The organism is Amycolatopsis sp. NPDC023774 (genome assembly GCF_040639695.1).
Lineage (GTDB): Bacteria > Actinomycetota > Actinomycetes > Mycobacteriales > Pseudonocardiaceae > Amycolatopsis.
Genome location: NZ_JBFAAJ010000058.1, coordinates 1 through 23,433, shown reverse-complemented (window position 1 = coordinate 23,433; position 23,433 = coordinate 1). Strand labels below are relative to the sequence as shown.

11 protein-coding genes and 1 pseudogene are annotated in these 23,433 nt (G+C 69.4%); 5 read left to right on the top strand and 7 right to left on the bottom strand.

Translation table 11 applies throughout. From position 1 onward, the window contains the following. Window positions 1-290, top strand: a pseudogene (locus AB0F91_RS45070) (arylsulfatase); the annotation flags it as partial. A gap of 55 nt (window positions 291-345) precedes the next feature. Here AB0F91_RS45070 and AB0F91_RS45065 read toward each other — a convergent pair. The 7 genes from AB0F91_RS45065 to AB0F91_RS45035 all read right to left on the bottom strand — a co-directional run bounded on the left by AB0F91_RS45065 (window position 346) and on the right by AB0F91_RS45035 (window position 11,604). Further along, window positions 346-1,704 carry a glutamate decarboxylase gene (locus AB0F91_RS45065; RefSeq protein WP_360608310.1) on the bottom strand — a complete coding sequence of 453 codons (1,359 nt, stop codon included), beginning with the start codon at window positions 1,702-1,704 and terminating at the stop codon, window positions 346-348. Between the two features lie 479 nt (window positions 1,705-2,183). Next, on the bottom strand, window positions 2,184-2,888 hold the full coding sequence (locus tag AB0F91_RS45060) for an alpha/beta hydrolase (RefSeq protein ID WP_360608308.1): 705 nt from the start codon (window positions 2,886-2,888) through the stop codon (window positions 2,184-2,186). 866 nt (window positions 2,889-3,754) lie between these two features. Continuing rightward, a complete protein-coding gene (locus AB0F91_RS45055; RefSeq protein ID WP_360608304.1) occupies window positions 3,755-4,759 on the bottom strand; it encodes a hypothetical protein in 1,005 nt (334 codons plus the stop codon). A gap of 122 nt (window positions 4,760-4,881) precedes the next feature. After that, window positions 4,882-7,128: a xanthine dehydrogenase family protein molybdopterin-binding subunit gene (locus AB0F91_RS45050; RefSeq protein WP_360608302.1), complete on the bottom strand. Its 2,247-nt coding sequence runs from the start codon at window positions 7,126-7,128 to the stop codon at window positions 4,882-4,884. Next, window positions 7,125-8,117, bottom strand: a complete 993-nt coding sequence (locus AB0F91_RS45045) for a xanthine dehydrogenase family protein subunit M (protein WP_360608300.1) — start codon at window positions 8,115-8,117, stop codon at window positions 7,125-7,127. The genes AB0F91_RS45050 and AB0F91_RS45045 overlap by 4 nt, the downstream gene beginning before the upstream one ends. A 1-nt stretch (window position 8,118) precedes the next feature. Continuing rightward, window positions 8,119-8,580, bottom strand: a complete 462-nt coding sequence (locus AB0F91_RS45040; protein ID WP_360608306.1) for a (2Fe-2S)-binding protein — start codon at window positions 8,578-8,580, stop codon at window positions 8,119-8,121. Between the two features lie 234 nt (window positions 8,581-8,814). Further along, complete coding sequence (locus tag AB0F91_RS45035) at window positions 8,815-11,604, bottom strand: AAA family ATPase (protein ID WP_360608298.1); 2,790 nt, start codon at window positions 11,602-11,604, stop codon at window positions 8,815-8,817. Between the two features lie 2,136 nt (window positions 11,605-13,740). Here AB0F91_RS45035 and AB0F91_RS45030 point away from each other — a divergent pair. The 4 genes from AB0F91_RS45030 to AB0F91_RS45015 all read left to right on the top strand — a co-directional run bounded on the left by AB0F91_RS45030 (window position 13,741) and on the right by AB0F91_RS45015 (window position 23,311). Next, on the top strand, window positions 13,741-13,938 hold the full coding sequence (locus AB0F91_RS45030) for a LuxR C-terminal-related transcriptional regulator (RefSeq protein ID WP_285966270.1): 198 nt from the start codon (window positions 13,741-13,743) through the stop codon (window positions 13,936-13,938). A 423-nt stretch (window positions 13,939-14,361) separates the two neighbouring features. Beyond that, window positions 14,362-17,844 (top strand): glycosyl hydrolase, encoded by a 3,483-nt coding sequence (locus tag AB0F91_RS45025; RefSeq protein WP_360608295.1) that lies wholly within the window; start codon window positions 14,362-14,364, stop codon window positions 17,842-17,844. Window positions 17,845-17,896: 52 nt separating this feature from the next. Further along, complete coding sequence (locus AB0F91_RS45020; RefSeq protein WP_360608293.1) at window positions 17,897-20,674, top strand: family 78 glycoside hydrolase catalytic domain; 2,778 nt, start codon at window positions 17,897-17,899, stop codon at window positions 20,672-20,674. A gap of 72 nt (window positions 20,675-20,746) precedes the next feature. Further along, window positions 20,747-23,311 (top strand): glycoside hydrolase family 3 C-terminal domain-containing protein, encoded by a 2,565-nt coding sequence (locus AB0F91_RS45015; RefSeq protein ID WP_360608291.1) that lies wholly within the window; start codon window positions 20,747-20,749, stop codon window positions 23,309-23,311. Window positions 23,312-23,433: the final 122 nt, after the last annotated feature.

The following is a 23,433-nucleotide window of genomic DNA, read 5'->3' as shown; positions in this document are numbered from 1 at the left end:
ACAAGGAGGGCGAGGAATCGCCCGGTGTCGCGACCGGCGTGTTGTCGCTCTACCACGGCGACCGCAAGGTCGGCGAGGGTCGCATCAAGACACAGTCCGGCGCGTTCGAGCTCGCGGGAGAGGGTCTGTGCGTCGGCCGCGACAGCGGGGCCGCTGTCACCGACGACTACCGCGGACAGCGTCCCCACCGGTTCACCGGCGGCACCATCAAACGGGTCGTGATCGACGTCAGCGGCGACCCCTACGTCGACCAGGCGCGTGAAGCCGACGCGATGCTGCTGCGCGAGTAGTCGGACACCGGTCCGCCGGCGGCGCCCCCTTGCGCCGCCGGCGGACCCGCCCAGGTCAGGACTTGTGGCGGTGGGCCGAGGCGTGGTCGAAGCTGGCCGCCTCGACGCCCCGGGCGGGCGTGGTCTGCCGCGCCAGCCTCGGCAGCAGGTGGTCGAGGTCGTCGAGGAGCAGGTCCGCGATCTCCCGGCCGGTCCCGTTTCGGATCACCACGCGCATGGCGGCGAGGTCCTGCCGATCAGCGGGGAACGTGTAGGCCGGCACCTGCCAGCCCCGTTCGCGCAGGCCGGCCGATACGTCGAAGACGTTGAAGTTGGTGACGTCGTCGTTCAGCGTGAACGCGAACACGGGCAGCTCGTCGCCGCGGGTCAGTAGCCGGAACGGTCCCATCTCGGCGACCTTGCCCGAGGCGTACGTGGCCACGTCCCGGCATTCCTGCTGCACCTGCCGGAATCCTTCGCGCCCCAGCCTCAGGAACGTGTAGTACTGCGCGACGACCTGGCTGCCCGGACGGGAGAAGTTCAGCGCGAGCGTCGCCATCTCACCGCCGAGGTAGTTGACCCGGAAGATGAGCTCGTCCGGCAGGGCGTCGGTGTCGCGCCAGAGCACCCAGCCCACGCCGGGGTAAACCAGGCCGTACTTGTGGCCCGAGGTGTTGATCGAGGCGACGCGCGGCAACCTGAAGTCCCACTCCAGTGCCGGGTCGACGAACGGCGCGACCATGCCGCCGGACGCTCCGTCGACGTGCACCGGCACGTCCAGCCCGGTCCGAGTCTGCAGGTCGTCGAGGGCGGCGGCGATCTCGCGGACCGGTTCGTAGCTGCCGTCGAAGGTGGAGCCCAGGATCGCCACGACGCCGATGGTGTTCTCGTCGCACAGGCGCACCGCCTGCTCGGCGTCGAGGTGAAAGCGCTCACCCGCCATCGGTGCGAAGCGGGGTTCGACCTCGAAGTAGTTGCAGAACTTGTCCCAGCAGACCTGGACGTTGATGCCCATCACGAGGTTCGGCCGGGCGGTGTCCGCTCCGCTGCTGCGACGGCTTCGCTGCCACCGCCGTTTCAACGCGAGCCCGGCGAACATGGCCGCCTCGCTTGACCCGATCGTCGAGCAGCCCAGCGCCTGCGCCGTTTCCGGCGCGTGCCACAAACCGGCAAGCATGTTGACACAGCGGGTCTCGAGCTCAGCGGTCTGCGGGTACTCGTCCTTGTCGATCATGTTCTTGTCGAAACACTCCGCCATCAGCCGATCGGCCTGCGGCTCCATCCACGTCGTGACGAACGTGGCCAGGTTGAGCCGCGCGTTGCCGTCGAGCATGAGATGGTCGTGCACGATCTGATACGCCGTCGAAGGGTCCATCGGCACGTCCGGCAGGCTGTGCTTCGGCACACTCGTCGCCTCACCGGCCCGCGCGAACATCGGGTTCACCGCCAGGGAACCGCTGCCCTCCGCCACGGCGGGTTGAGTATGTAGTGTCATCCTGAGCTCCACCTCCCGGTCGTCTGCGCGTCCGATCGTGGTGACGAGCCCGGGCCGGAACCTCCCCCCGAACAGATGAGAAGCCGCGCCGCGGACTCACCGTCGTGGGATCCGGGTTGATCTCACACCACCGACGTCCTGAACCGTTTCGGCTGACGGAACGGCAGCTGCGGCTTGGCGATCGCCCCACGGCGTCCACTTCGGAGAGCTATTGGCGTTCGTCACGCTCGCCTCGAACGCTACGGCCGCATCTCGCCGAAGAATTCCTCGACACCCATGCCTGGACCAGCGAACCTTTTGTCGGTGCCGCGTGAACGGTGCGACGACCCAGCTGATGCCGCGTTGGTCGAGTGGCTGACCGGCCTGAGCTCAGGCGGAAAGCCCCGGCCGGTGCCGGGGCTTTCCGCCGGTCGAGTGCGTTACTTGGTGGTGGCGTCGACCGCGCTGAGGATGATGTCGGTGACCTTGTCGGGCCGCGAGACCAGCACGGCGTGCGAGGCGCCCGGCACGACGACGGTGTGCGCGTGGGCGCGCTTGGCCATCCACTCCTGTGCCGCCGGCGGGATGTTCTTGTCGCCGGTCGGGATCAGGCTCCACGAGGGGATGTTTTTCCACGCGCCCGGCCCCGAGGCGTCGTTCAGGCCCGCCGCGGTGATCGGCCGCTGCTCGACGGCCATCAGCCGCGCCTGCGGCAGCGGGACGTCGGCCGCGAACTGCTGCGGGAACAGGTCCTGCTGCACGTAGAGGTCGGTCTCGCCGCCAGGAAGGGCGACCTGCTGGAGTGTGTCACCGAGCGTGCTGCCCGGGAACTTCGCGGACAGCTCAGCCGCGGACTCGCCCTGATCGGGGAGGAAGGCCGCGATGTAGACGAGCGCCTGCACCTTGGGGTCGTCCAGCGCCGCAGCACTGATCACCGAGCCGCCGTAGGAGTGCCCGACCAGCACGACCGGGCCGTCGACGCTGTCCACCAGCGCCTTGATGTAGGCCCCGTCGGACGCGACCCCGCGCAACGGGTTGGCGGCCGCGATCACGGGATAGCCGAGCCGCTCGAGCCGCTCGACCTCACCGGTCCAGCTCGACGCGTCGGCGAACGCTCCGTGCACCAGCACGATCGTCGGCTTCACCTTGTGGCTCCCGTGCTCCTGCGCCTGCGACGCCGCCGACGACGGCACGGCGGCGAACATCGCGGCCGCGGCCAGCGCCATCGTCGTGGCGACGATCTTCGGCAGGCGGGTACGTGTGCGCATCTCTGACTCCTCGAAAGTCGGGCTTATTGCTTGCTTCTGAATGGTACAACTTAATTGCGTGCAATCAGTTGTACGCTAAGAAGCGGAGCCCGAAGGGCACGAATGCGGCACTTCTGTCCTCTGGACTCCCAGGGAAACGAGCCGTCTTCGGGCCGGTCGCGTTCGGACAACGCAGGCGTCGAGTCATTCTTTGCCGCACTCAAGCGGAGATCGGCACCACCGTGTGGATTATCCACAACTTAGCCCGGCATTCTTCACCTCACGCTCCGCCAGAGCACAGTGGACAATCGCACCCGGCGCCCATCAGCCGGGCTTGCGTGCCACGAAGCAGGGGCCCATCACCTCGTCACGTCGGTGAAGCCAGCCGCGGCGAGGGGGCCACGGCTGGCTTCACCGACGTCGGTGGGCCGACAGGCCATCCGCGCCTCACGAGTTACTGGGGCGACGGAAAACCCTCAAGTGGCGAAGGTGGGATCGACACCTTCGAGGTCGCGTTTCGTCAATTGCTTTACGTCTGGATTTAAATTGCCCACGTGAACCGGACGCCGGGATTCCATGGCGCAGGGTGCGGTCTTGCCGATAGCCGAAACGCATTTCGCGCGAAGTGCGATAGCAGAGTGTGCACTGTAGATTGGGATGGGGTTAGTAGAGGCAGGCGAACACTGTTTTAGGGAAGATGCGGATGCCCCCGCTGCTCGGGCGTCCGCATCTTCCACGACCATCACGAACGGGCTCGGACGGATTCATCCCGTCCGCGCGAACGGCCACCGTCGGCCGATCGCGACGTGGAGGATCACCGCCAGGCCGATGGCGTTGAGCGTGACGTGGCCGACCCAGTCGATCGCCGATCCGCGACCCCAGTGCAGCGAGTCGGCCAATGCCAGCAGAATCAGGTGCAGCGCCGCCGCGACGGCCAGCGAGAGCACCAGCGACACGGCGCGTTCCTGTGCCTGGGACCACCGCGCCGGCAGGGCGTCCTCGAACAACATACCGATGATGAGGCCCCCGGCGATGAACGAGCCCGCTACCGCGGAAAGGGTGGGTGTGGACACCCCGACTCGCTGGGCCAGGGCCAGGTAGGTCAGGATTGCGCCACCGATCGTGACGGCGTTCCCGCTCACGAGGCGCACCCATTGCCGCCGGATCCGGCAGAACGGGAAGCCCCGCCACACGACGAAGAGCCACACCTGCCAGAGCCCGACAAGGGTGAGCACCGCACCCAGCTGTCCGCCCGTGAGCAACCCGTGCCCCTCCCCGTGGAACGGATTTCCCCCGAGCAGCAGCACCCACAGCACGATCGCGATCAGCCAGGCCAGCACCACCGCGCACGCCCCGGCCGGGATCGGCTTGAGGTAGCGGCGCAACGGCCAGCCCTCGGTCACCAGGGTCAGCTGGAGCGTCGCGACGAACGCGGCACCGGCGATCGGCATCGTCGCGGGGAACGTGCTCAGCTCGAGGATTTCCGGTGACGGGTCGAAGATCGCTGCGAAGGACACGTGACCCACGACGGCCTGGCCGAGCACGGTCAGCGCGATCGCGGCCAGCACCACGAGCACCGTGTCCGCCCACCCCGCCCAGTTGGGCCCCAGCCGCGTGCCCGGCCAGTCCTCCCACCAGAACGCGATCATCGCGACCACCGGTAGCGAGAAGGTGACCAGCGGCGAGAGCACCAGCAGCGACGGCTCCGCACCACCCGCCCCGACGGCGAGCAGGACCGCCACTGGCACCACCAGCAGCAGTCCTGCCACGCCGAGCCCAGGTTGCCGTGACCAGCGCGAAGACCCCGGCCCGGCCGGGTCAGCCCGCCGGTGGCGTTCGCCTCGGCTGATCGTCGGGCGGTCGGAGAGTCTTCGCTCGTTCGCCTGCGTCGTCACGACCAGCTTTCCGCCGGGTCCATCACCAGCTCGGCCGTGATCGGGAGCTCGCGGACGCGGTGCCCCGTCGCGTTGAACACGGCGTTGCCGATCGCGGCCGCGACACCGACCTGACCGACTTCGCCGACGCCCTTCACGCCGAGCGTGTTGACCACCTCGTCGGCGACGTCGACGAACTCGACCTCCACGTCGGGCGCGTCGGCGTTGACCGGAACCAGGTACTCGCCGAGGTTCCCGGCGCCCCACCGGCCGCCGCGCGGGTCCATGCGGTTGCCCTCGAGGAGCGCCTGACCCATCCCCCACAGCATGCCGCCGATCAGCTGGCTGCGGGCCAGCTTGGCGTTCAGCACCCGGCCGGGCGCGAAGGCGCCCACCATCCGGCGCACCCGGACGAGACCGAGGTCGGGGTCGACGGCGACCTCGGCGAACTGCGCGCCGAAGGTGAGCAGGCCGTGGGGCGTGTCCAGCGGCGGTGGCGACCAACTGCCCAGTGCCTCCACTTCGGACAGCCGGTGCCGCTGCATGACATCGCCGTAGTTCTCACCCTTCGCGGTGTCGTCGCGCAGCTGCATGCGCCCGCCGGCGACGTCGACGTTCGCCGGGTCCGCGCCGTGCAGCGGCGAGGTTTCATCGGACACCGCGAGGTCGATCAGCTGCTGCCGCAGGTTGGTCGCCGCGTCGTGCACTGCAGCGCTGATCATGCCCGCCCCCGCCGAGCCGACCGCGGAACTGACGTTGGGCAGATCGGTGTCGCCACTGTGGAACCGCACGTTCGCGAGGGGGATGCGCAGCGCGTCGGCACCGACCTGGGTCATCGCCGTGAGCACACCGGTGCCGAACTCCTGGGTCCCGGCTTCGACCACCGCGCTGCCGTCGGCGTAGAGCCGGGCCCTGGCCCGCTGCGTCGGCATGAACAGCGGCACGGGGTAGGCGGCCGAGGCCATCCCGGTGCCGATGAGCCAGGTGCCCTCCCTGCGACTGCGCGGGACGCGGCTCGTCTCCGACCAGCCGAACTTCTCCGCGCCGAGCCGCAGGCATTCAGGCAGCCCGTCGCTCGACCACGGATTGCCGCGGTCGTCGACGTCGGTGTGGTTGCGCAGCCGCAGTTCGACCGGGTCGATGCCGAGCTCGACGGACAGCTCGTCCATCGCGGTCTCGAGGGTGAACGAACCGGCGGCCTCACCCGGGCCCCGGGTGAACGTCGGGGTCAGCGTGTTGCCGCGGATCAGGTGGTGCACGCCGCGGAAATTGGCGCACTGGTACAGCTGGGAGGAGACCCCGGTCGCGGGCTCGGCCCACTCGTCGAACGGTGACGAGATCGACAGCTTGTGGTGCTCCAGGGCGGTGAGCCGGCCGTCGCTGGTCGCGCCGAGCGACAGGGTCTGTTCCTGCTCCTCGCGGTGCCCGTTCGACGTGTAGGTCTGCGGGCGCGTGAGCACGAGCTTCACCGGGCGCCCGACGTGCCGGGCCGCCATCACCGAAAGGGTCACGTGCGGCCAGACCATGGCCTTCGAGCCGAACCCGCCTCCCACGAAGTTGGCGATCACGCGGACGTGGGACAGGGGCAGGCCCAACAGATGCGCGACCGTGAGCTGGCTGGCCCGAATGCCCTGCGTGGAGTCGTAGATGGTCACCTGGTCGCCGTCCCACACCGCTGTCGTCGCCGGCGGCTCGAGGGCGTTGTGGTGGTTGGCCGCGAACCGGAACTCCAGGTCGAGCCGGACGTCGGCCGCTGCGAGCGCGGTGTCGACGTCGCCCCGCTCGTTGCGGGCCGGCATGAGGCCGCCGAAGAGGCGCTCGACCTCATACGCCTTGTCCCGGCCCTCGTCGATGGTCGTCGTCGAGGGCGTGCGCTCGTAGCGGACCCGCAGGTTCGCGGCGGCGTGCTGCGCGCGTTCGTGGGAGTCGGCGACGACGACCGCCACCGGCTGCCCCAAGTAGTGCACCTGGTCGTCCTGCATCGGGAAGAAGCTGGCGCCCGGGGCGGGACCGCCGACCAGTGACGGCAGCAGCTGCGGCTGCCCCACGATCTTGCCGAGGTTCTCGTGGGTCAGCACCGCGAGGACGCCGCCGGTTTCGGGGAGAGGTTCGATCTCTGCGACGCGGCCGCTCGGGATCGTGGCGCCGACGATCACCGCGTAGGACATGTCGGGTTGCACGATCTCCGCGGAGTACCGCGCGGCCCCAGTCACCTTCGCCGGTCCCTCCACACGGGACACCGGCCTGCCGATCGCTTGGCTCATCGTGCTTCTCCCGTGAGCAGGGTGGTCAGGCCGCGGACCACGGCGCGCTTGGCGAGCTCGGCCTTGAACGCGTTGTCCCGGCGCAGTGACGCGCCGCTCAGCTCCGCGGCCGCGGCCTCGATGAATTTCTCGCGCGTGGCCGGGGCGCCGATCAGCACCTCTTCGGCACGCCGCGCCCGCCACGGGCGGGTGGCGATGCCGCCGATGCCGAGACGTACGTCGCGCACGACCCCGTCCTCGACTTCGACGGCGGCGGCGATCGATACGAGCGCGAATTCGTACGACTGCCTGTCGCGGAACTTCAGGTAAACCGAGTTCCGGGCGATCGGCAGCGCCGGCAGGTCGACGGCCACGATCAGCTCACCGTGCGCGAGCGGGTGCTCCACGTGAGGGCTGGTGCCGGGCTCGAGGTAGAAGTCGTCGATCGGGATCGTCCGGGCGCCATCCGGCCCGGTGGTGTGGACCACTGCGTCGAATGCGACCAGGGCCACCGCCACGTCGGACGGGTGGGTCGCGATGCAGTGCTCGCTCGTGCCCATGATCGCGTGTCCGCGGTGGATGCCTTCCAGTGCGGCGCAGCCGGAGCCGGGCTCCCGCTTGTTGCACGGGGACATGTTGTCGCGGAAGTACGTGCACCGCGTGCGCTGGCACAGGTTGCCACCGATGGAGGCCATGTTGCGCAGCTGCTCCGAAGCACCCAGCAGCAGCGCCTGGGACGCCGCGGGGTAGCGCTCCTCCACCACGGAGTGGCGGGCGACGTCGGTCATCCGGGCAAGCGCGCCGATCCGGAGCCCACCGTCGGGCTGCTGCTCGATGTCGGCGAGTGGAAGGGCGTTGATGTCGACCAGCAGATCGGGGCCGGTGACGCCCAGCCGCACGAGGTCGATCTCAGTGGTTCCACCGGCGAGGAAAGCGCTGTTCTCGTTGGCAGCCACGGTCGCGACCGCGGTCTCCACGTCGAGCGCCCGGGCGTAGGAAAGTGGACGCACGTCATCCCTCCCGCTGCTGGTCGCGGACATCGCGGATGGCCGCCCGGATGTTCGGGTATGCGGCGCAGCGGCAGATGTTGCCGCTCATGAATTCGGAGATGGACTCGTCGTCCTCGGCGTTGCCCTCTTCGATGAGCTTGATCGCCGACATGATCTGCCCGGCCGTGCAGTACCCGCACTGGAAGGCGTCGCGATCAATGAACGCCTGCTGCATCGGGTGCAGCTCGGTCTCGCGGGCGACGCCTTCGATCGTCGTGATTTCGCGGCCTTCGCACGTGACGGCGAGTGTGAGGCAACCGAGCACGCGGCGGCCGTCGACCCACACGGTGCAGGCACCGCAGGTGCCCTGGTCGCAACCCTTCTTGGACCCGGTCAGCCACAGGTGCTCGCGTAGCGCGTCGAGCAGGCTGACCCGAGGTTCAAGCTCCACGGCGTAGTCACGGCCGTTCACGGTCAGGATCACGGGCTCCGCGGCGGGCCCGCGGGCCTGTGTGGGCTCTTCCCGGGCCGGTCTGGCGGCCGGTACCTCGAGGTCCACGAAGAACTCCTCAGCGATTGAATTCGGTCAACAGTTGTCGGTCCTGCTCGAAGCAGAGTCGAAGCCATCGTCATCGGACGGGCCGGCGTGGTCCATCGCATGGACGTGCGATTTGAAGCCCCGGTCGTGGGGTGCGCACGAAGTGATCTCCGCACGGCGTCAAGCGTCGAGTGCGTCGACGATTTTCGCCAGCTCACGGCGGGAGTTGATATTCAATTTCGTGAACGCGCTACGTAGGTGTGAGCTCACGGTGTGCGGCGAAAGGATCAGGCGGGCCGCGGCCTCACGGTTCGTCGCGCCCTCCGCGATGAGGCGGACGACCTTGAGCTCCGCGCTCGTCAGGCTCTCCCACCCGGTGTCGGGGCGGCCGCGGGTGACCACCCGGCGGGCGGCGCCTTTCGCGGCGAGCACCCGGCCGACCCGGCGCGCATCGGCGGCGGCGTCGTGTTCGAGGTACGTGTCGAAGGCCGCGCTGAGCTGGGCGACTGCCCCGCGCTCGTCGTGCTCACCCAGCGCGCGTCCGACGTCCTCGGCCGCGGAGGCGAACAGCAGCGGCCGTTCCGTTCCTTCGAGCAGCCGCGCGGCATCGGCCAGTACCTGCGGATCCGCGGTCAGCAGACCTTGCACGTGGGCGGCGACGCCCTCGAACACCCGGATCCCCGGGCTCTCGCGGTACGGCAGAGTGGCGGCTTCGGCCGCGCGCTCGGCTGCTGACGGATCGCGTGCGGCCAGCGCGGTCCGCAAGACGCGGACATGGTAACCGAAGTCGTGCGGCAGCAGCGGGGGCGTGGCGGGCAACGGGTCGTCGCTGATCAGCCGGAGCGCCTTGGCGGGGTCGCCTCGACGCACTTCGCGTTCCGCCAGCACCCGTCGGGCCAGGCGCCGGACGTTCGGAGGCGCGCCACCGGGCACGCGCCGGGCTGCGGCGACCACGCGCCGCGCCAGCTCGGCGTCACCCTGGTGGACGTATAGCGACGTCCATGCCGATAGCCGCGCGATGGCGGCGTAGTCCCCGGTGATCTCGTCAGTGTCCGCGGTGTCGTGCACGGGGGCGAACTCGTCGCGCACCTCGCACAGCCGGCCGGCGGCAAGGGAGAGCAGCCCGTCGAACCCCGCCCAGGCGTCCACGATCACTGTGGCGGACACGTGCCGAGCGCGGCTCACGGCACCCTCGAGCACACTCCGCGCGTCGGCCACGCGGCTGGACACGGCGAGCAGGTGCGCGCGGTGGAAGGGGATGATCTCCTGCCAGTCGGCGTAGGGTGCGCCCCGCACCTGCTCGGCCACCACCTCGATGCGGTGCAACGCCGCGGTGATCCGGCCGTACGCGCTGTCGGCTGCGGTGAGGGCGAGTTCGGTCAGCACCCGTGTCTGCAGGTCGTCGCAGAGTCTGACCTCGGCGGCGCTCTTCTCCGCTTCTTCGGGCCGACCACTCATCGCGAGGTTGTAGGCGAGCCACGCCTGGTGGCGGGCACGCAACACCGGCGGCAGGGCAGGCAGTTCAAGAGCCAGCAGGTTGTCGCGCAGCCGGTCTCCGGTCGGCCGGGTGTACATGCTCGCGAGGCTCAGCCGCACCTCCGCCTCCGGCACCGCGGACAACGCACCGGCCAGCGCGGAGTCGCCGAGCTCGCGGGCCTCGTCCGATCGGCCCGCGCGGTGCAGCAGGTGCACGGCGTCGGTCACGAGCGACGAGCGCGCCGGGTCGTGCGGCGGCAGCAGGCGCAGCGCCCGGACGCTCAGCTCAGCCGCGCTCTGGGAATCGGACGCCGCGATGACGTCGGCGGCCTGGCGGACCAGTGCGACGGCTTCGCGATCGCCCACTTCGGCGCTGTCGGCCATCCGCAGCGCGATCTCGGTGGGCGCCGCCCCGGTCGCGAGCAGCACACCGGTCACCTCCCGCTGCAGCGCGCGGTGCAACGAGCGCGGGGTGGCTGCGACCAGCGCCTGACGGAACAAACCGTGGCGGAACCGCAGCTGGTCGTCGTCCTCGACGAGAAGGTCGGCGTCGAAGGCTTCGGCGATGATTTCGATCAATTCCGAGGGACGCTGATCCAACGTCGCGGCCCAGTGCGCGACCGAGAATCGGCGGGGGAGCACCGCGGCAACCCGAACCGCGCGCTGCGCTGCGGCCGACAGCCGGTTCAGCCGCAGCTCGATCAGCTGCATAACCCGGCGGGGCGGCGCACCCGCGCAGACCAGCACCTGACCGTCGACCGTGTGCAGGCGCTGTTCTTCCTGCAGGCCGCGCACGAGCGCCGCCACCAACGCGGGATTCCCGTCCGCCTGCTCGGTCAGCTCGAGCAGCACCGAGCCCGCGGGTTCGCCCACGACGTCGAAAAGAATCTGGGCCACGGCGGGACCGGGCAGTTTGCCGAGCCGCACGCGCCGCGCGCCGGTGGCCTCGAGCCACGCCAGCGTCTCCGCCACGAGCGGTGGGGCCCAGCCGGTGGTCACGGCGAGCATCCAGAGCACAGGCGACCGGCGGAGCCCGTCGACGAGGCGCCGAAGACCCGCCAGGGTCTCGGAGTGGGCCCACTGCAGATCGTCGATCAACACCGTCAGCGGGCCATCGGCCGCCGCGGCCTCGATCGCCGCCGCGACTTCCTGCAGAGCCCATTCCGCTGAGCCGGACGTCGCGACGAGCCGCCGGGCGAGCCGTTCGCCGACCACCGGCTCCTCGCCCTCGTCGAGCGCGGACAGCAGCATGGCGAACGGACACGCCCGCTGCCCCTCGAGTGCCGTCCCGGCGACAGTCCGGATGCCGGAACGTGCGGCCCGCACGCTGACCTCGCGCAGCAGCCGGCTCTTCCCGATTCCGGGCGGTCCTTCGAACACAAGTACGGCACTACTGCCGCGCAGCAGCGCCGAGAACGACTCCTCGACGGCCGCGAGCTCGGGTTCGCGGCCGCGAGTGTGCGGCATCGGGCCGTCGGAACCGGGCGTGCTCACGGGAACCGCTGACCCCGTTCTCGCTTTTCCGCCGTGCGGTGCGGTTCCATCTCTTTCTTCCCTTCACCGATACCGCCGATACTTGACATCGTCGTCAAAGACGTTCGTGAGCCCGCACCAACCCTGGAGCCCGGGACCGCGTCCGCTCGGCGTCGGACGGCCGGCTCCCCGGAGACTGAGCCAAGTCACTGAGCTCCGGATGCCACACGAAGACCGGCGAGCGGCCAGACGTCCGCGCGCTGCACAAGCTCACACATGCTAGCTATCGGCCGAGGTCATGTGAAGGACGACGGCACGCGCGGTGACATTCGGGCAATCACCTGTTCCGACTCTGCACACCCACAGGCGTTGGAGGTCGGGATCACCCGAATCGGGCCGGGGCGACTCTCCCCGCTGTCCGCCGCGAAACCTAATGGCACAACGGTCCAGGACGAAAGCCCAGCCCTCAGCAGTTCAAGTGGCGGCGTACCGAGATATTCGCCGAACTTGGTCACGAAAGGCAGGCCTATCGCCCATGAAACCCGCTGAAGAAGTGGACCCGCCGGGACGGGTGGTAAATGAGGGAGTGGTCGTCTCTTGAGACGAGCCGTGTCGCTTCGGCGATCGCCGCCGTCTCCCGAGTTTCCCACTCTGCGGTGACCTCTGACGTGACTTTGCACCTCCGGCCCCAGTGCGTGGGCGGTGTCCGACTCCCATGCTGCCGACCACCCGGCGTTGGGCGCCGCCTCCGATCCAGCCAAAGATCACTCAAGTCCGGACGCGGCCAACCGTCCATGCGGCGGGCCACCCGGCCGCGCTGCGTCTGGTAGCCGGCGTCGGTGGCCGGGAACTCCCGGTGGCCCAGAAAATGCCCCTGGTCATCAAGGGCGGCGGCGTAGTGCGTGCACTTGTGCGTGTCAACGCCGCCAATCACGGCGCCTGTCCTGGCTGAAGTTGTCATGCTGGCAGTCGTTGCTCCGTGAGGCCAAATCTGACGGATGGGCGAACCGGCTGGGCGGATCGACAAGTGTGTGACGGGGCTTGTGGTCCAAGCTCTGGCAGGTCAGATCCGTCTGGCTGGTGCCCGCACGACGCTGCGCCAGAACCAGTCGACAAACCGAACGTAGGACACCATGGTCACATCCAGGTTTACGTGCGGCGCGGTGCGGGGGTCGGGTGTGAGGCGTTGGAGGCAGCGCCCCTGGGAGCATCCGCGGATTGGGGTGGGCCAGGCGTCGACGAGTCGCTGGCCGTAGGTGGTCGTCCGCCGACGTAGCGGCCTTGCTGGGTGGCTTGGTTGTGCACGGCTCCCGCACCCGGTGGCGGGCTGGAGCACTTCGCCGTTGTGACCGGGTGGACAGCGGCGCGACGAGCGTCCGGTGCTCACGATTCTTCAGAGCGGCTGGTCCTCCTGCTTCGGGGAGCCAGAGCTGGATGCTCGCACTCGCCGAAGACGATCGCATCGACCGCCGGCCGCGGACCGGTGATCGTCGCCATCGTCTGGGTGGCCTGGGGCCCCTGGCGGCCACGGGTGCGCGTGAGATGCCGGCGCCGAAGCAGGCGGCGACGATGTGGCCCCGGCCGGTGGTGAGTTGTCGGCCACGTCGCGTGGCCGGCCTTGTGATGACACGTGGTCTGGTGGCGCAGGGTTGAGGTGTGGCCCGTAGAAGGCGAACCGCAGCCGGCCGCCGGGCGGGGGTGGGGGAGAGGCGGGTGGGTCTGCTGGTGGTCATCCGTTGTGCGCGCACGTCCACCGTTTCTGCTGAGGACGGGCCTGATCCAGGCCGAGGTCGTCGGGGCCGTCAGACGTTCGGCTGGACTCGACCGGGCGGCGCCTTCCCGACGACCGCGGCTTGTCGGGATTCGATGAGCTCGCGCGATGTCCGCAGAGTGGCCGGTGGCCGTCATGTGCCGCCCGGTTTGAAACGTCATAAATCACCTCTGTCACGGCAGCACAACCCTGCGCGCGTGATCTAGGCACGCGTTGACGGGGCTCGCGGGCCCATAGTAGCGTCACACCGCCAGGATTGGTGAAACCTTTCAATCCGGAGGTTGCGATGACGCGCCAGGATCCGAGCGGGACGCCGCAGCCGGCGGGCTCAGGCGGACGGGGGCCTCGCGCGTGGTCGTCGCGGAGTGGCAGAGGGCGGTGATCCGGTGAACGCCACGCTCGAGCGCGAGGAGCTCGACTTGCTCGCGCTCTTCGCCGAAGGGCTGCCGCTGGATATCATCGCTCGCCGGCTGGAGCTGTCCGATCGCACCGTTCGCCGGCGGATGCGCTCCATCTGTGACCGCCTCGGGTTCGCCACTCCTATCCAGGCCGTGGTGTGGGCCGCGCGGCGGGGCCTCGTCTGACCGTCGCCGCCGCCGCGATTGGCCGAATCCGGACAAGCTCTTGTCCCCCAAGGGAAGCCCTCGTAATGTTCCCGTGAGGTAAAACGATTCATAGACGACTTCGGGCTGTACCCCGCCGGCCTCCCAGGAGCTGCTGTGCGCCATAGATCCGGCCTCCACCGGTCGCCTTCCCGTCCCACGGGTTGCTGGGACTGGTCGGCACCGGAGCCGGGCCTGTAGAGCGCGGCAGCACCATCGCGACACCCCGATACCGCTTTGCCCAGGCAGGCGGCGGGGTGATGTTTTCGTGCGCCCAGTACCCGGTTTTCGATGCTTGCTTGGTGGCGGACCAGCGAAACTCGGAACTTTCGCAGGATTGTCGGCGACGTTCGGCCAGGTCTAGATTCGCATGAATCGTTTCAGCTCGACGAAACGAGGACAGTGATGTCAACGAGCAGGCGAGGGTTTCTGCGTGGCGCGGCCGTGGTGGCGCTCGGCGCGGCGGGTGCCGCGGCATTGCCGGGCACCGAGGCGGAGGCGGCCGGAGAGCTGGAATCCGAGGCAGGGCCGAGCGTCGCCCAGGCCGGCGGAGCCGAGTCGGCGCGCCTGGCCCTCCCGCGGCTCGCCTCGGCCATGGACGGTTCGGATGTGCTCTCAGGCTTTCGGACGCCGCCCGCGGAGGTCCTGCCCCGGGTGTGGTGGCACTGGATGAACCAGAACGTCACCCAGGAGGGCATCAAGGCCGACCTGGAGTGGTTCAAGCGCGCCGGGATCGGCGGGATGGTGAACTTCGACGGCGCGGGGCGGGTGCCGGTGGTCGTGCCGAATCCGTTGCCGTACATGTCCGACGGCTGGAAGTCGGCTTTCCGCTACGCGATGCAGCAGGCCGACCGGCTGGGCCTCGAGGCCGACGTCGCTTGTTCACCGGGGTGGTCGGAGACCGGCGGACCCTGGGTGGCGGCCGAAGACGCGATGAAGAAGTACGTGTGGACCGAGACCTGGGTCGCGGGCGGGCAGGGCCAGGTGAAGCTGCCGCAACCGCCCGCGGTTGCCGGCCAGTTCGGGGATTCCGCGGCGGCCTCGTCCACCCCTACGCCGTTGCCTGCCTTCTACCGGGACGCGCGCGTGTTCGCCTACCGCGTGCCGGACGGAACCCAGAACCAAGCGGCTCTCGCACCCAAGGTCTTCGCCAGCGGACTGCAGGCCGACCCGAAGGCGACCCCGACATCGAACGGCGACCAGGGTGTTCCGCTGGACGTCGCCATGCTGTCGAACGCCTCGGTCGCCGACGCTCAGTATCTTCCCGCGCCGGGAGCCGCCGGGACTTGGGTGCGCTTCGAGTACCCGCGCCCGGTCGCGATCACCGGGGTCACGATCGCCGCGGGCGCCGCGTTCAGCGGGTGGAACGACGTCGTGGAGTACGGGCCGTCGGCGCAGGTCTACAGCAGTCGTGATGGCCGGGAGTGGACGCTGCTGGCGCAGGGCGTCTACAGCGGGGTGCAGCGCACGCTGTTCGTCCCGCAGACCACTGCGAAGTACTTCAAGGTCGTGTTCGGCCAGAGCTCCACGGCGCCGTCGTCGGCTCCGATCGCCTTGGCGAGCTTGATCCTGCGCACGGTCGCGACCGTGCACGAGTTCGAGGTGAAGGCTGGGTTCGGGCAGACGGCGAACTACTACGACGCCGCCACCCCGTCGCAGGGCGGGGCCGCGGCCGTACGGCGATCCGATGTCGTCGACCTCACCGGCCGGATGGCCCCGGACGGGACGCTGAACTGGCGGGCGCCGGCCGGCACGTGGGTGGTGGTCCGCCTCGGGTACAGCCTCACAGGTCACCAGAACGGCCCGGCGTCGACCGCGGCCACTGGTCTGGAGGTCGACAAGCTCGACGCCGGTCGCGTCCGCAAGTACCTCAACACCTACCTCGACATGCTCACCGACGCCGCCGGCAAGGACCTCTTCGGCCGCCGGGGCCTGACCGGCCTGCTCAACGACAGCTACGAAGCGGGATACCAGAACTGGACCGAATCGCTGCTGGACGAGTTCCGCAAGCGCCGGGGCTACGACCCCGCTCCGCACCTGCCGGTGCTCACCGGCGTGCCGGTCGACAGTGCCGCCGACGCCGACAAGTTCCTCTGGGACTGGCGGCGGACGCTCAACGAGCTGCTGGCCCAGAATCATTACCGGGTAATCCCGGCCGAAGCTCACAAACGCGGCATCCAGCGCACCTACGCCGAGGCGCAGGAGGACAAACGCGGCTGGTTCGGCGACGACATGGAGATGCGGCAGTACGCGGACTTCCCCATGGGCGCGTCGGGGGAGGCGTTCGCGCTGGGGGACCAGTCGTTCGAGACCTATCGGGTCGACACCCGCGGCGCCGCGTCGGTCGCGCACATCTACGGCCGTCCGCAGGCCGCAGTCGAGGCCTTCACCTTCACCCCGCAGGGCTTCACCCCCAAGGATCTCAAGCCCCTGGCCGACGAAATGCTCGCCCAGGGCGCCACCCGGTTCATGATCCACACCTCCGTGCACCAGCCGCTCGACCGCGGTCCTGGTGTGACGCTGAACGGCATCGGGTCGTTTTTCACCCGGCTGGAGACCTGGGCCGAGGTGGCGAAGCCGTGGACGACGTACCTGTCGCGGTGCAGCTGGCTGCTGTCGCGAGGCACGCACGTCGCCGACGTCGCGTACTTCTACGGGCAGGAAGCCCCAGCGACCGGCGTGTGGGGTCGCACCTTCCGGCAGACCGACCAGCCGATCGGGTACGACTACGACTTCGTCAACGGCACGATCATCCTGAACGAGATGTCGGTGCGCGACGGCCGGATCGTCACCCGCTCCGGCCAGGCCTACGCGCTGCTCCAGCTCGGCGGCGATGCCCAGCGGATCACGTTGGCGGTGCTGCGCAAGCTCGCCGGGTTCGTGGACGCCGGTGCGGCGATCGCCGGGCCCAAACCGCTCGGGTCGCCGAGCCTGGCGGACGACGACGCGGAGTTCCAGAAGCTGGCCACGCGGTTGTGGGGCGAGGGCGAGCAGCGTGACCGCGTCGTCGGCACTGGTCGCGTATTCAGTGGCGTCACCGCCGCCGAGGCGCTCGCCGAGCTCGAGGTCGCGCCTGACTGGACCTTCCGGCTCGACGCCATGGATCCGTTGACCGCCAACGAACCCCTGTGGCTGACGCATCGCCGCACGGACTCGGCGGACATCTACTTCGTCGTCAACCGACGCAACGTGCGCACCACGATTCCGCTGACGCTGCGTTCCGCGGGCAGCGCGGTGGAAACCTGGGATCCGGTGTCGGGCCAGACGGCTCCGATCACGTTCGACGCCACCAGCGGCGCCACGCAGCTGACCGTCGACCTCGGACCTGCCGACTCGATCTTCCTTGTCGTCTCGCACGGCAAGCCCGGGTCGAAGACCGTGGCGGTGGCCTCGGATCGGCAGATCGGCGCGGTCGCCGGTGCGTGGCAGGTCGACTTTCCCGCCGGTCGGGGTGCGCCCGCCAAGGCGAACTTCGCGTTCCTCCGATCCTTCACGCAGGAGAGCGACCCGGGGGTCCGGTACTTCTCCGGCACTGCCACGTATTCGACGACGTTCGACGCGCCGGCGGAGTGGGTCAAGGTGGATGGTCGCGTGATCCTCGATCTGGGGGAGGTGCACGACATCGCCCAAGTCATCATCAACGGCGCCGACGCGGGAATCGCCTGGCGGGCCCCGTACCGGCTCGACGTCACCGGGGCGCTTCGCGGCGGCCGGAACACCCTGCAGGTGAAGGTCACCAACAGCTGGTTCAACCGGCTGGTCGGTGACCAGCAGCCCGGAGCCACGCCGATCGCGTACGTGCAGCCGCCGCTGAAGAACATCACTGCCGGTACCGAACTCAAGCCGGCGGGCCTGCTGGGGCCGGTCCGGATCGTGAACCGTGCGTAGCGCCGCAACGCGAGAACCCGCCCGCCCCCATTTCCGGTTGAAAGGACTTCCGATGAACCGCCGGCGCCCTGCCCGCACGCTCCTCGCCGTCGCATTGCTGGCCGTGTCCGGATCGGCAACCGCTGCCGCCACACCGAGCAGCTCGGCGAAGCCGACCTCGCTCAAGACCGAGAACCTCGCCGACCCGATCGGGATCGACGCCGGCAAACCGCTGCTCAGCTGGCTGCCGGGGAAAAGCTCGGCGGGCCAGGCGGCCTACGAGATCCGCGCGACCCTCGAGTCACCGACCCAACACGGGAAACGCGACCTGTGGGACAGCGGGAAAGTCCGTTCCGCGAGCACCTCGAACATCCCGTACGCCGGCCCGGCTCTGCACTCCCGCGACCACGTGAGCTGGCAGGTCCGCACGTGGGACACCATGGGGCGGGCCTCGACCTGGAGTGATCCGGCAAGCTGGGAGATGGGGCTGCTGTCCGCCTCCGACTGGTCGGCGCGCTGGATCGAGAACCCGTCGTACGACTACACCCAGCCGGATGGCAAGGAGACTCCGCTGCCCGTGTTCGGCAAGGCGTTCGCCGTGCACGGTGCGGTCCAGCAGGCCCGTCTCTACACGACCGGCCTCGGCATGTACGCCGCGACCATCAACGGCCGGCCGGTCGGCGACGCCGTGCTCGAACCAGACCAGACCACCTACTCCGCCGAGGTCGACTACCGGACCTACGACCTCACCAGGGCACTGCGGTCGGGCACGAACACCATCGGCATGGAGACCGGCAGCGGCACGTACCAGCGCGTGAAGACGCCCGGGCGGTACTTCTTCGGCGGCACCCTCGAGCAGTACACCGTGTACGGCGAACCGAAGGTCATCGCCCAGCTCGAGATCACCTACCAGGACGGGCGCCGGGAGATCGTCTCCAGCGACGGCAGCTGGCGGACCGCGCTCGGCGCCACCACCTTCTCCTCGTGGTGGAGCGGCGAAGAGTACGACGCCCGCCGAGCGAGCCAGTCGCCGACCTCGGCTGCCGCGCTGACCAACGAGGGCTGGCAGCAGGCCAGCCCGGTCACGCTCACCCAAGCCACGACGCCGCGCGACACCACACCGTTGCGCGCCAACCCGCGCCCACCGGTCACCGTCGCACAGAACGTGCGGCCGACCGGCATCCGCAAGCTCGCCGACGGCTCGTACATCCTCGACTTCGGGGCCAACCGCTCCGGCTGGCCCAGCGTCTCGGTCTCCGGGCGAGCGGGCGACACCGTGACGATGATCCCGGCGGAGAACCTCGCCGCCGACGGCACCTTGGACATCGCCACCACCGGCGCGAAACCGGGAAGCCAGATCGCCTACCGGTACACGCTCTCCGGGCACGGCAAGGAAACGTGGCACCCGCAGTTCACCTACAGCGGGTTCCGCTACCTGCAGGTGAGTGGTCTGCGCACAGCGCCGGCCAAGGACACCGTGACCGTGGACGTCATCCACGCGGCGAACCCGAGCGCGAGTGAGTTCACCTCGTCGAGCGACCTGCTCAACCAGATCCACACGATCACCGAGCGGGCGATCCAGAGCAACATGATGTCGGTCATGACCGACTGCCCGGACCGGGAGAAGGGTCCCTACACCGGCGACAACCTCCAGAATCTCGACGCCCTGCTCACCGACTACGACATGTCGGCCTTCGAGCCCCAGCTCGTGCGCAACATGGCCACCGCGCAGCGGCAGCCGGGCGACGTGTCGCCGGGCTTGATCGCCAACATCGCGCCGGAGTTCCACCGCGTCGCACCCACGACGCAGACGAAGCCCCAGGGCACCATCGAGTTCCTCGACGAGGTCAACTGGGGTGGCGCCGTCATCCGCATCCCGTGGCAGCTCTACCTCACCTACGGCGACACCCGGACGATGGCGACCTTCTACGACAACATGGTGGCCTGGCTCGATTACGAGGCGAAGAACAAGGCCGCGAACAACGGTGACATCCCCGGGCTCGGCGACTGGTCCGCGACGGACAACACCACGCCGATGCAGCTGGCCATCACCGCCGGCTACTACACGGCGGCGAGCGACATGGCCGGTGTTGCCCAGGTCCTTGGCAAGACCGCCGACCACACCAAGTACACCGCCTTGGCCGCCCAGCTCGCCACGGAGTTCAGCACGCGCTTCCGCCACGTCGACGCGACCGGCGTTTACTACGGCAGCGACAGCGAAGCCTCGAACGCCGTGGCCCTCGACGCCGGGCTGGTCGCCCCGGCCGACCGCGCCGCGGTGCTCGATCGCCTCGTCGTGTCGGTGCGCAAGGCCGGCAATCACATCACGACCGGTTCGGTCGCACTCGGACCGCTCTTCCGGGCCCTCGAGGCCGGGAACCGCGATGACGTCATCTACGACATGGTCGTCAACCCGACCTCGCCGGGCTACGGGTACTTGATCGCCAGCGGCCACACGACGCTGTCGGAGAGCCTGGACGGTGGCGGCTCGCAGAACCACCACTTCCTCGGCGCCGTGGACGCGTGGTTCATCCACGGACTCGCCGGCATCCAGCAGATGGACGGTTCGGCCGGCTACCGCGACCTCACCATCGCGCCTGCGATCGTCGGCGGCCTGACCCACGCAGAGGGCAGCTACCAGACTCCGTACGGCACCGTCAGCAGCACGTGGACGAAGTCCGCGCACGGGTTCCGGCTCCAGGTGACTGTTCCGCCGGGTGCCACCGCGACGGTGCATGTTCCGGCCGCTGCCGGCCGGCACGTCCAGGCTTCCGGGCCGGGTGCCCGCCGCATCGCCGAAGCCGTCTACACCGTCGGTGCCGGTCAGTATTCCTTCACCGCCACGAGCTGATCCGCGGATGCGGCCGACCGGCCACATCGGACACACCTCTCCCTGGAAATCCCACCCCGAAGGAGACAATCGATGGACCTCACCCGTCGTTCGATGTTGAAGTGGTCTGGAACGGGGGTCGTCGCCGCCGGAGTCGCGGCGGTGACCCCCGCCGGCTCGGCGACGGCCGACCCCGGGGCCGCGCTCCCGGCCGGCCCCCTTGCGACGCCACCGCCCCCGTCGGCACAGGCGCAGGCGGCCGCGAAGAAGGCCCGGCAGCTCGTGTCCAAGATGACCCTCGACGAGAAGATCGCCTACTGCCACGGGATTCCGGCCACGAAGGGCTTCACCGGTCACATCCCCGCCAACGACCGGCTCGGCATCCCGGCGCTGCGGCTGGCGGACGGTCCCAGCGGCGTCGGCAACGGGTCCACCGGCGTCACACAGTGGCCGGACTCCAAGGCCCTGGCCGCCACTTGGAACCCCGCCACCGCGACCGACTACGGGAAGGCCTACGGCGCCGAGCAGGCCGCCAAAGGGCACAACGTCGCGCTGGCACCGTGCATCAACATCCTCCGGCTGCCGCACTGGGGGCGCTCGTTCGAGACCTACACCGAAGACCCCTTTCTGAACGGGCAGCTGGCGGCCGCCACCATCCGCGGCATCCAGGCCAACCACGTCATCTCGACGGTGAAGCACTTCGCTGCCAACAACCAGGAGATCCTGCGCAACTCGATCGACGTGGTCGTGTCGGCTCGCGCGCTGCAGGAGATCTACTACCCGGGGTTCCGGGCCGCCGTGCAGCAGGGCCAGGTCGGCGCCGTCATGACGTCGTACAACAAGGTCAACGGCACCTGGGCCCACGAGAACCGCATCAACGTCCAGGACGCGTTGCGCGACGCGTGGGGCTTCGACGGCATGGTCATGTCGGACTGGGGCGGCACGCACAGCACGGTCCAGACCGCCAAGGCCGGCTCCGACACGGAAATGCCCGGTGGCACCTACCTCGGCGACGCGCTCAAAGCCGCCGTGCAGAACGGCAGCGTCAGCGAGGCGCAACTCGACACCATGGTGACCCAGGTCCTCACGGCGATGATCCGCGTCGGGCTGTTCGACCACCCGTTGCCGGACCCGGCCACCGTCGTCGACACCGTGGTCTCCACGCCGGCGCACCTCGCGCTGGCGCGGCGCATCGGCGTCGAAGGCAGCGTGCTGCTGAAGAACGACGGTGTGCTGCCGCTGGCACGGCCCCGCAGCATCGCGGTCATCGGCAACGCCGCCGACGCCGGCGCGCAGACCCACGGCGGCGGCTCGGGCAGCGTCAACCCGAACGGCACGGTCGTGACGCCGTTGGCCGGGATCCGTGCGCGGGCCGGGTCCATCCCGGTCACCTACGCGCAGGGCACTCTCGGTATAGCCGCACTGCCGACCGTGCCCGCTGCGGCGTTCGGCTCCGGTCTCAAGGTCACCTACTACGCTTCCACCGACCTGACCGGTGACCCGCTGGGAACCGAGACCGTCGCCGCCCTGAACGTCACCGCGACTCCGGCGGCAGTCGCCGCTCAGACGGACGGCTGGTCCGCGCGGTACACCGGCACCTTCAATGCCGCCGAAGCCGGGGGTTACCGCTTCAGCCTCAGCGTCGGCGGAGTGACCACGCTGAGCATCGACGGCAAGCAGGTGCTCACCGCGCTGCCCGGTCGCGAAGCCGTCCAGAACGGCCTGGTCACCCTGACCGCGGGAAGTCACACCCTTGAGGTCACCTACGTGTCGGCCGCTCCCGCCGGGGGCCGGGCGCCTCGCACGTCGCTGGTGCTCGGCTCCCAGTCCGGCTACGACAAGCTCCACCAGGCGGCGGCCGATGCCGCCCGCGCGGCCGAAGTGGCGGTGGTGGTGCTCGCGGACCTGACCAGCGAGGGCATGGACCGCTCGACGCTCGCGCTGCCCGCGGACCAGAACGAGCTCGTGGCCGCGGTTGCCAAGGCCAACCCGAACACCGTGGTCGTGCTCAACACCTCCGGCGCGGTCCTGATGCCGTGGCTGGGCAGCGTCAAGGGTGTCATCGCGAACTGGTACGCCGGACAGGAGCAGGGCAACGCGCTGGCCGCCATGCTGTTCGGCGACGAAGAGCCGGGAGGTCGCCTGCCGGAGACGTTCCCGGCCTCCGATCAGCAGGGGCCCGCCAAGACGACTGTCGAGTTTCCTGGTGACGGTGTCCAGGTGTACTACGACGAAGGCCTGGCGATCGGCTACCGCTGGTACCAGCACTCCGGCGAGAAGCCCTTGTTTCCCTTCGGCTTCGGCCTGTCCTATACGACCTTCCGCCTGGGCAACCTGCGTCTTTCCCGCACCGGGGGCGGGCTCCGGGCCCAGGCGACGGTCACCAACACCGGCCGACGGACCGGTTCGGAGGTCGTCCAGCTCTACGTCGCGGCACCCGACGCGGCACAAGAGCCGGCGCAGCAGCTCAAGGCGTTCAGCAAGGTCACCCTCAAGCCGGGCCAGAGCACGACGGTGACGCTCGACGTCCCGCGGGACGAACTCGCGGTCTGGCTGAGCCCGAGCACCGGCTGGACCGTGATCCCGGGCAATTACACCGTCGGTGTGGGCACCTCGTCCGCGGACCTCCCGCTTCGCGGCCGCATCACGGTGTCCTGACCTTCCGGGCAAAAGAGAAGCGGGGGGGGGGGGCGTCGGGGGCGGCGCGGGGGGTTTGTGGGTGTATATGGGGTTTTTTAGAATGAAAACTGGGTAGTCGGGGTGGGACACGCCCCCCCCAC

What these genes read in the sequence shown, in the direction of transcription:
- AB0F91_RS45065 (WP_360608310.1), bottom strand. Translation starts at nt 1,704, where the DNA reads ATGTTCGCGCGGGCCGGTGAGGCGACGAGTGTGCCGAAGCACAGCCTG.
- AB0F91_RS45050 (WP_360608302.1), bottom strand. Translation starts at nt 7,128, where the DNA reads ATGAGCCAAGCGATCGGCAGGCCGGTGTCCCGTGTGGAGGGACCGGCG.
- AB0F91_RS45025 (WP_360608295.1), top strand. Translation starts at nt 14,362, where the DNA reads ATGTCAACGAGCAGGCGAGGGTTTCTGCGTGGCGCGGCCGTGGTGGCG.
- AB0F91_RS45020 (WP_360608293.1), top strand. Translation starts at nt 17,897, where the DNA reads ATGAACCGCCGGCGCCCTGCCCGCACGCTCCTCGCCGTCGCATTGCTG.
- AB0F91_RS45015 (WP_360608291.1), top strand. Translation starts at nt 20,747, where the DNA reads ATGGACCTCACCCGTCGTTCGATGTTGAAGTGGTCTGGAACGGGGGTC.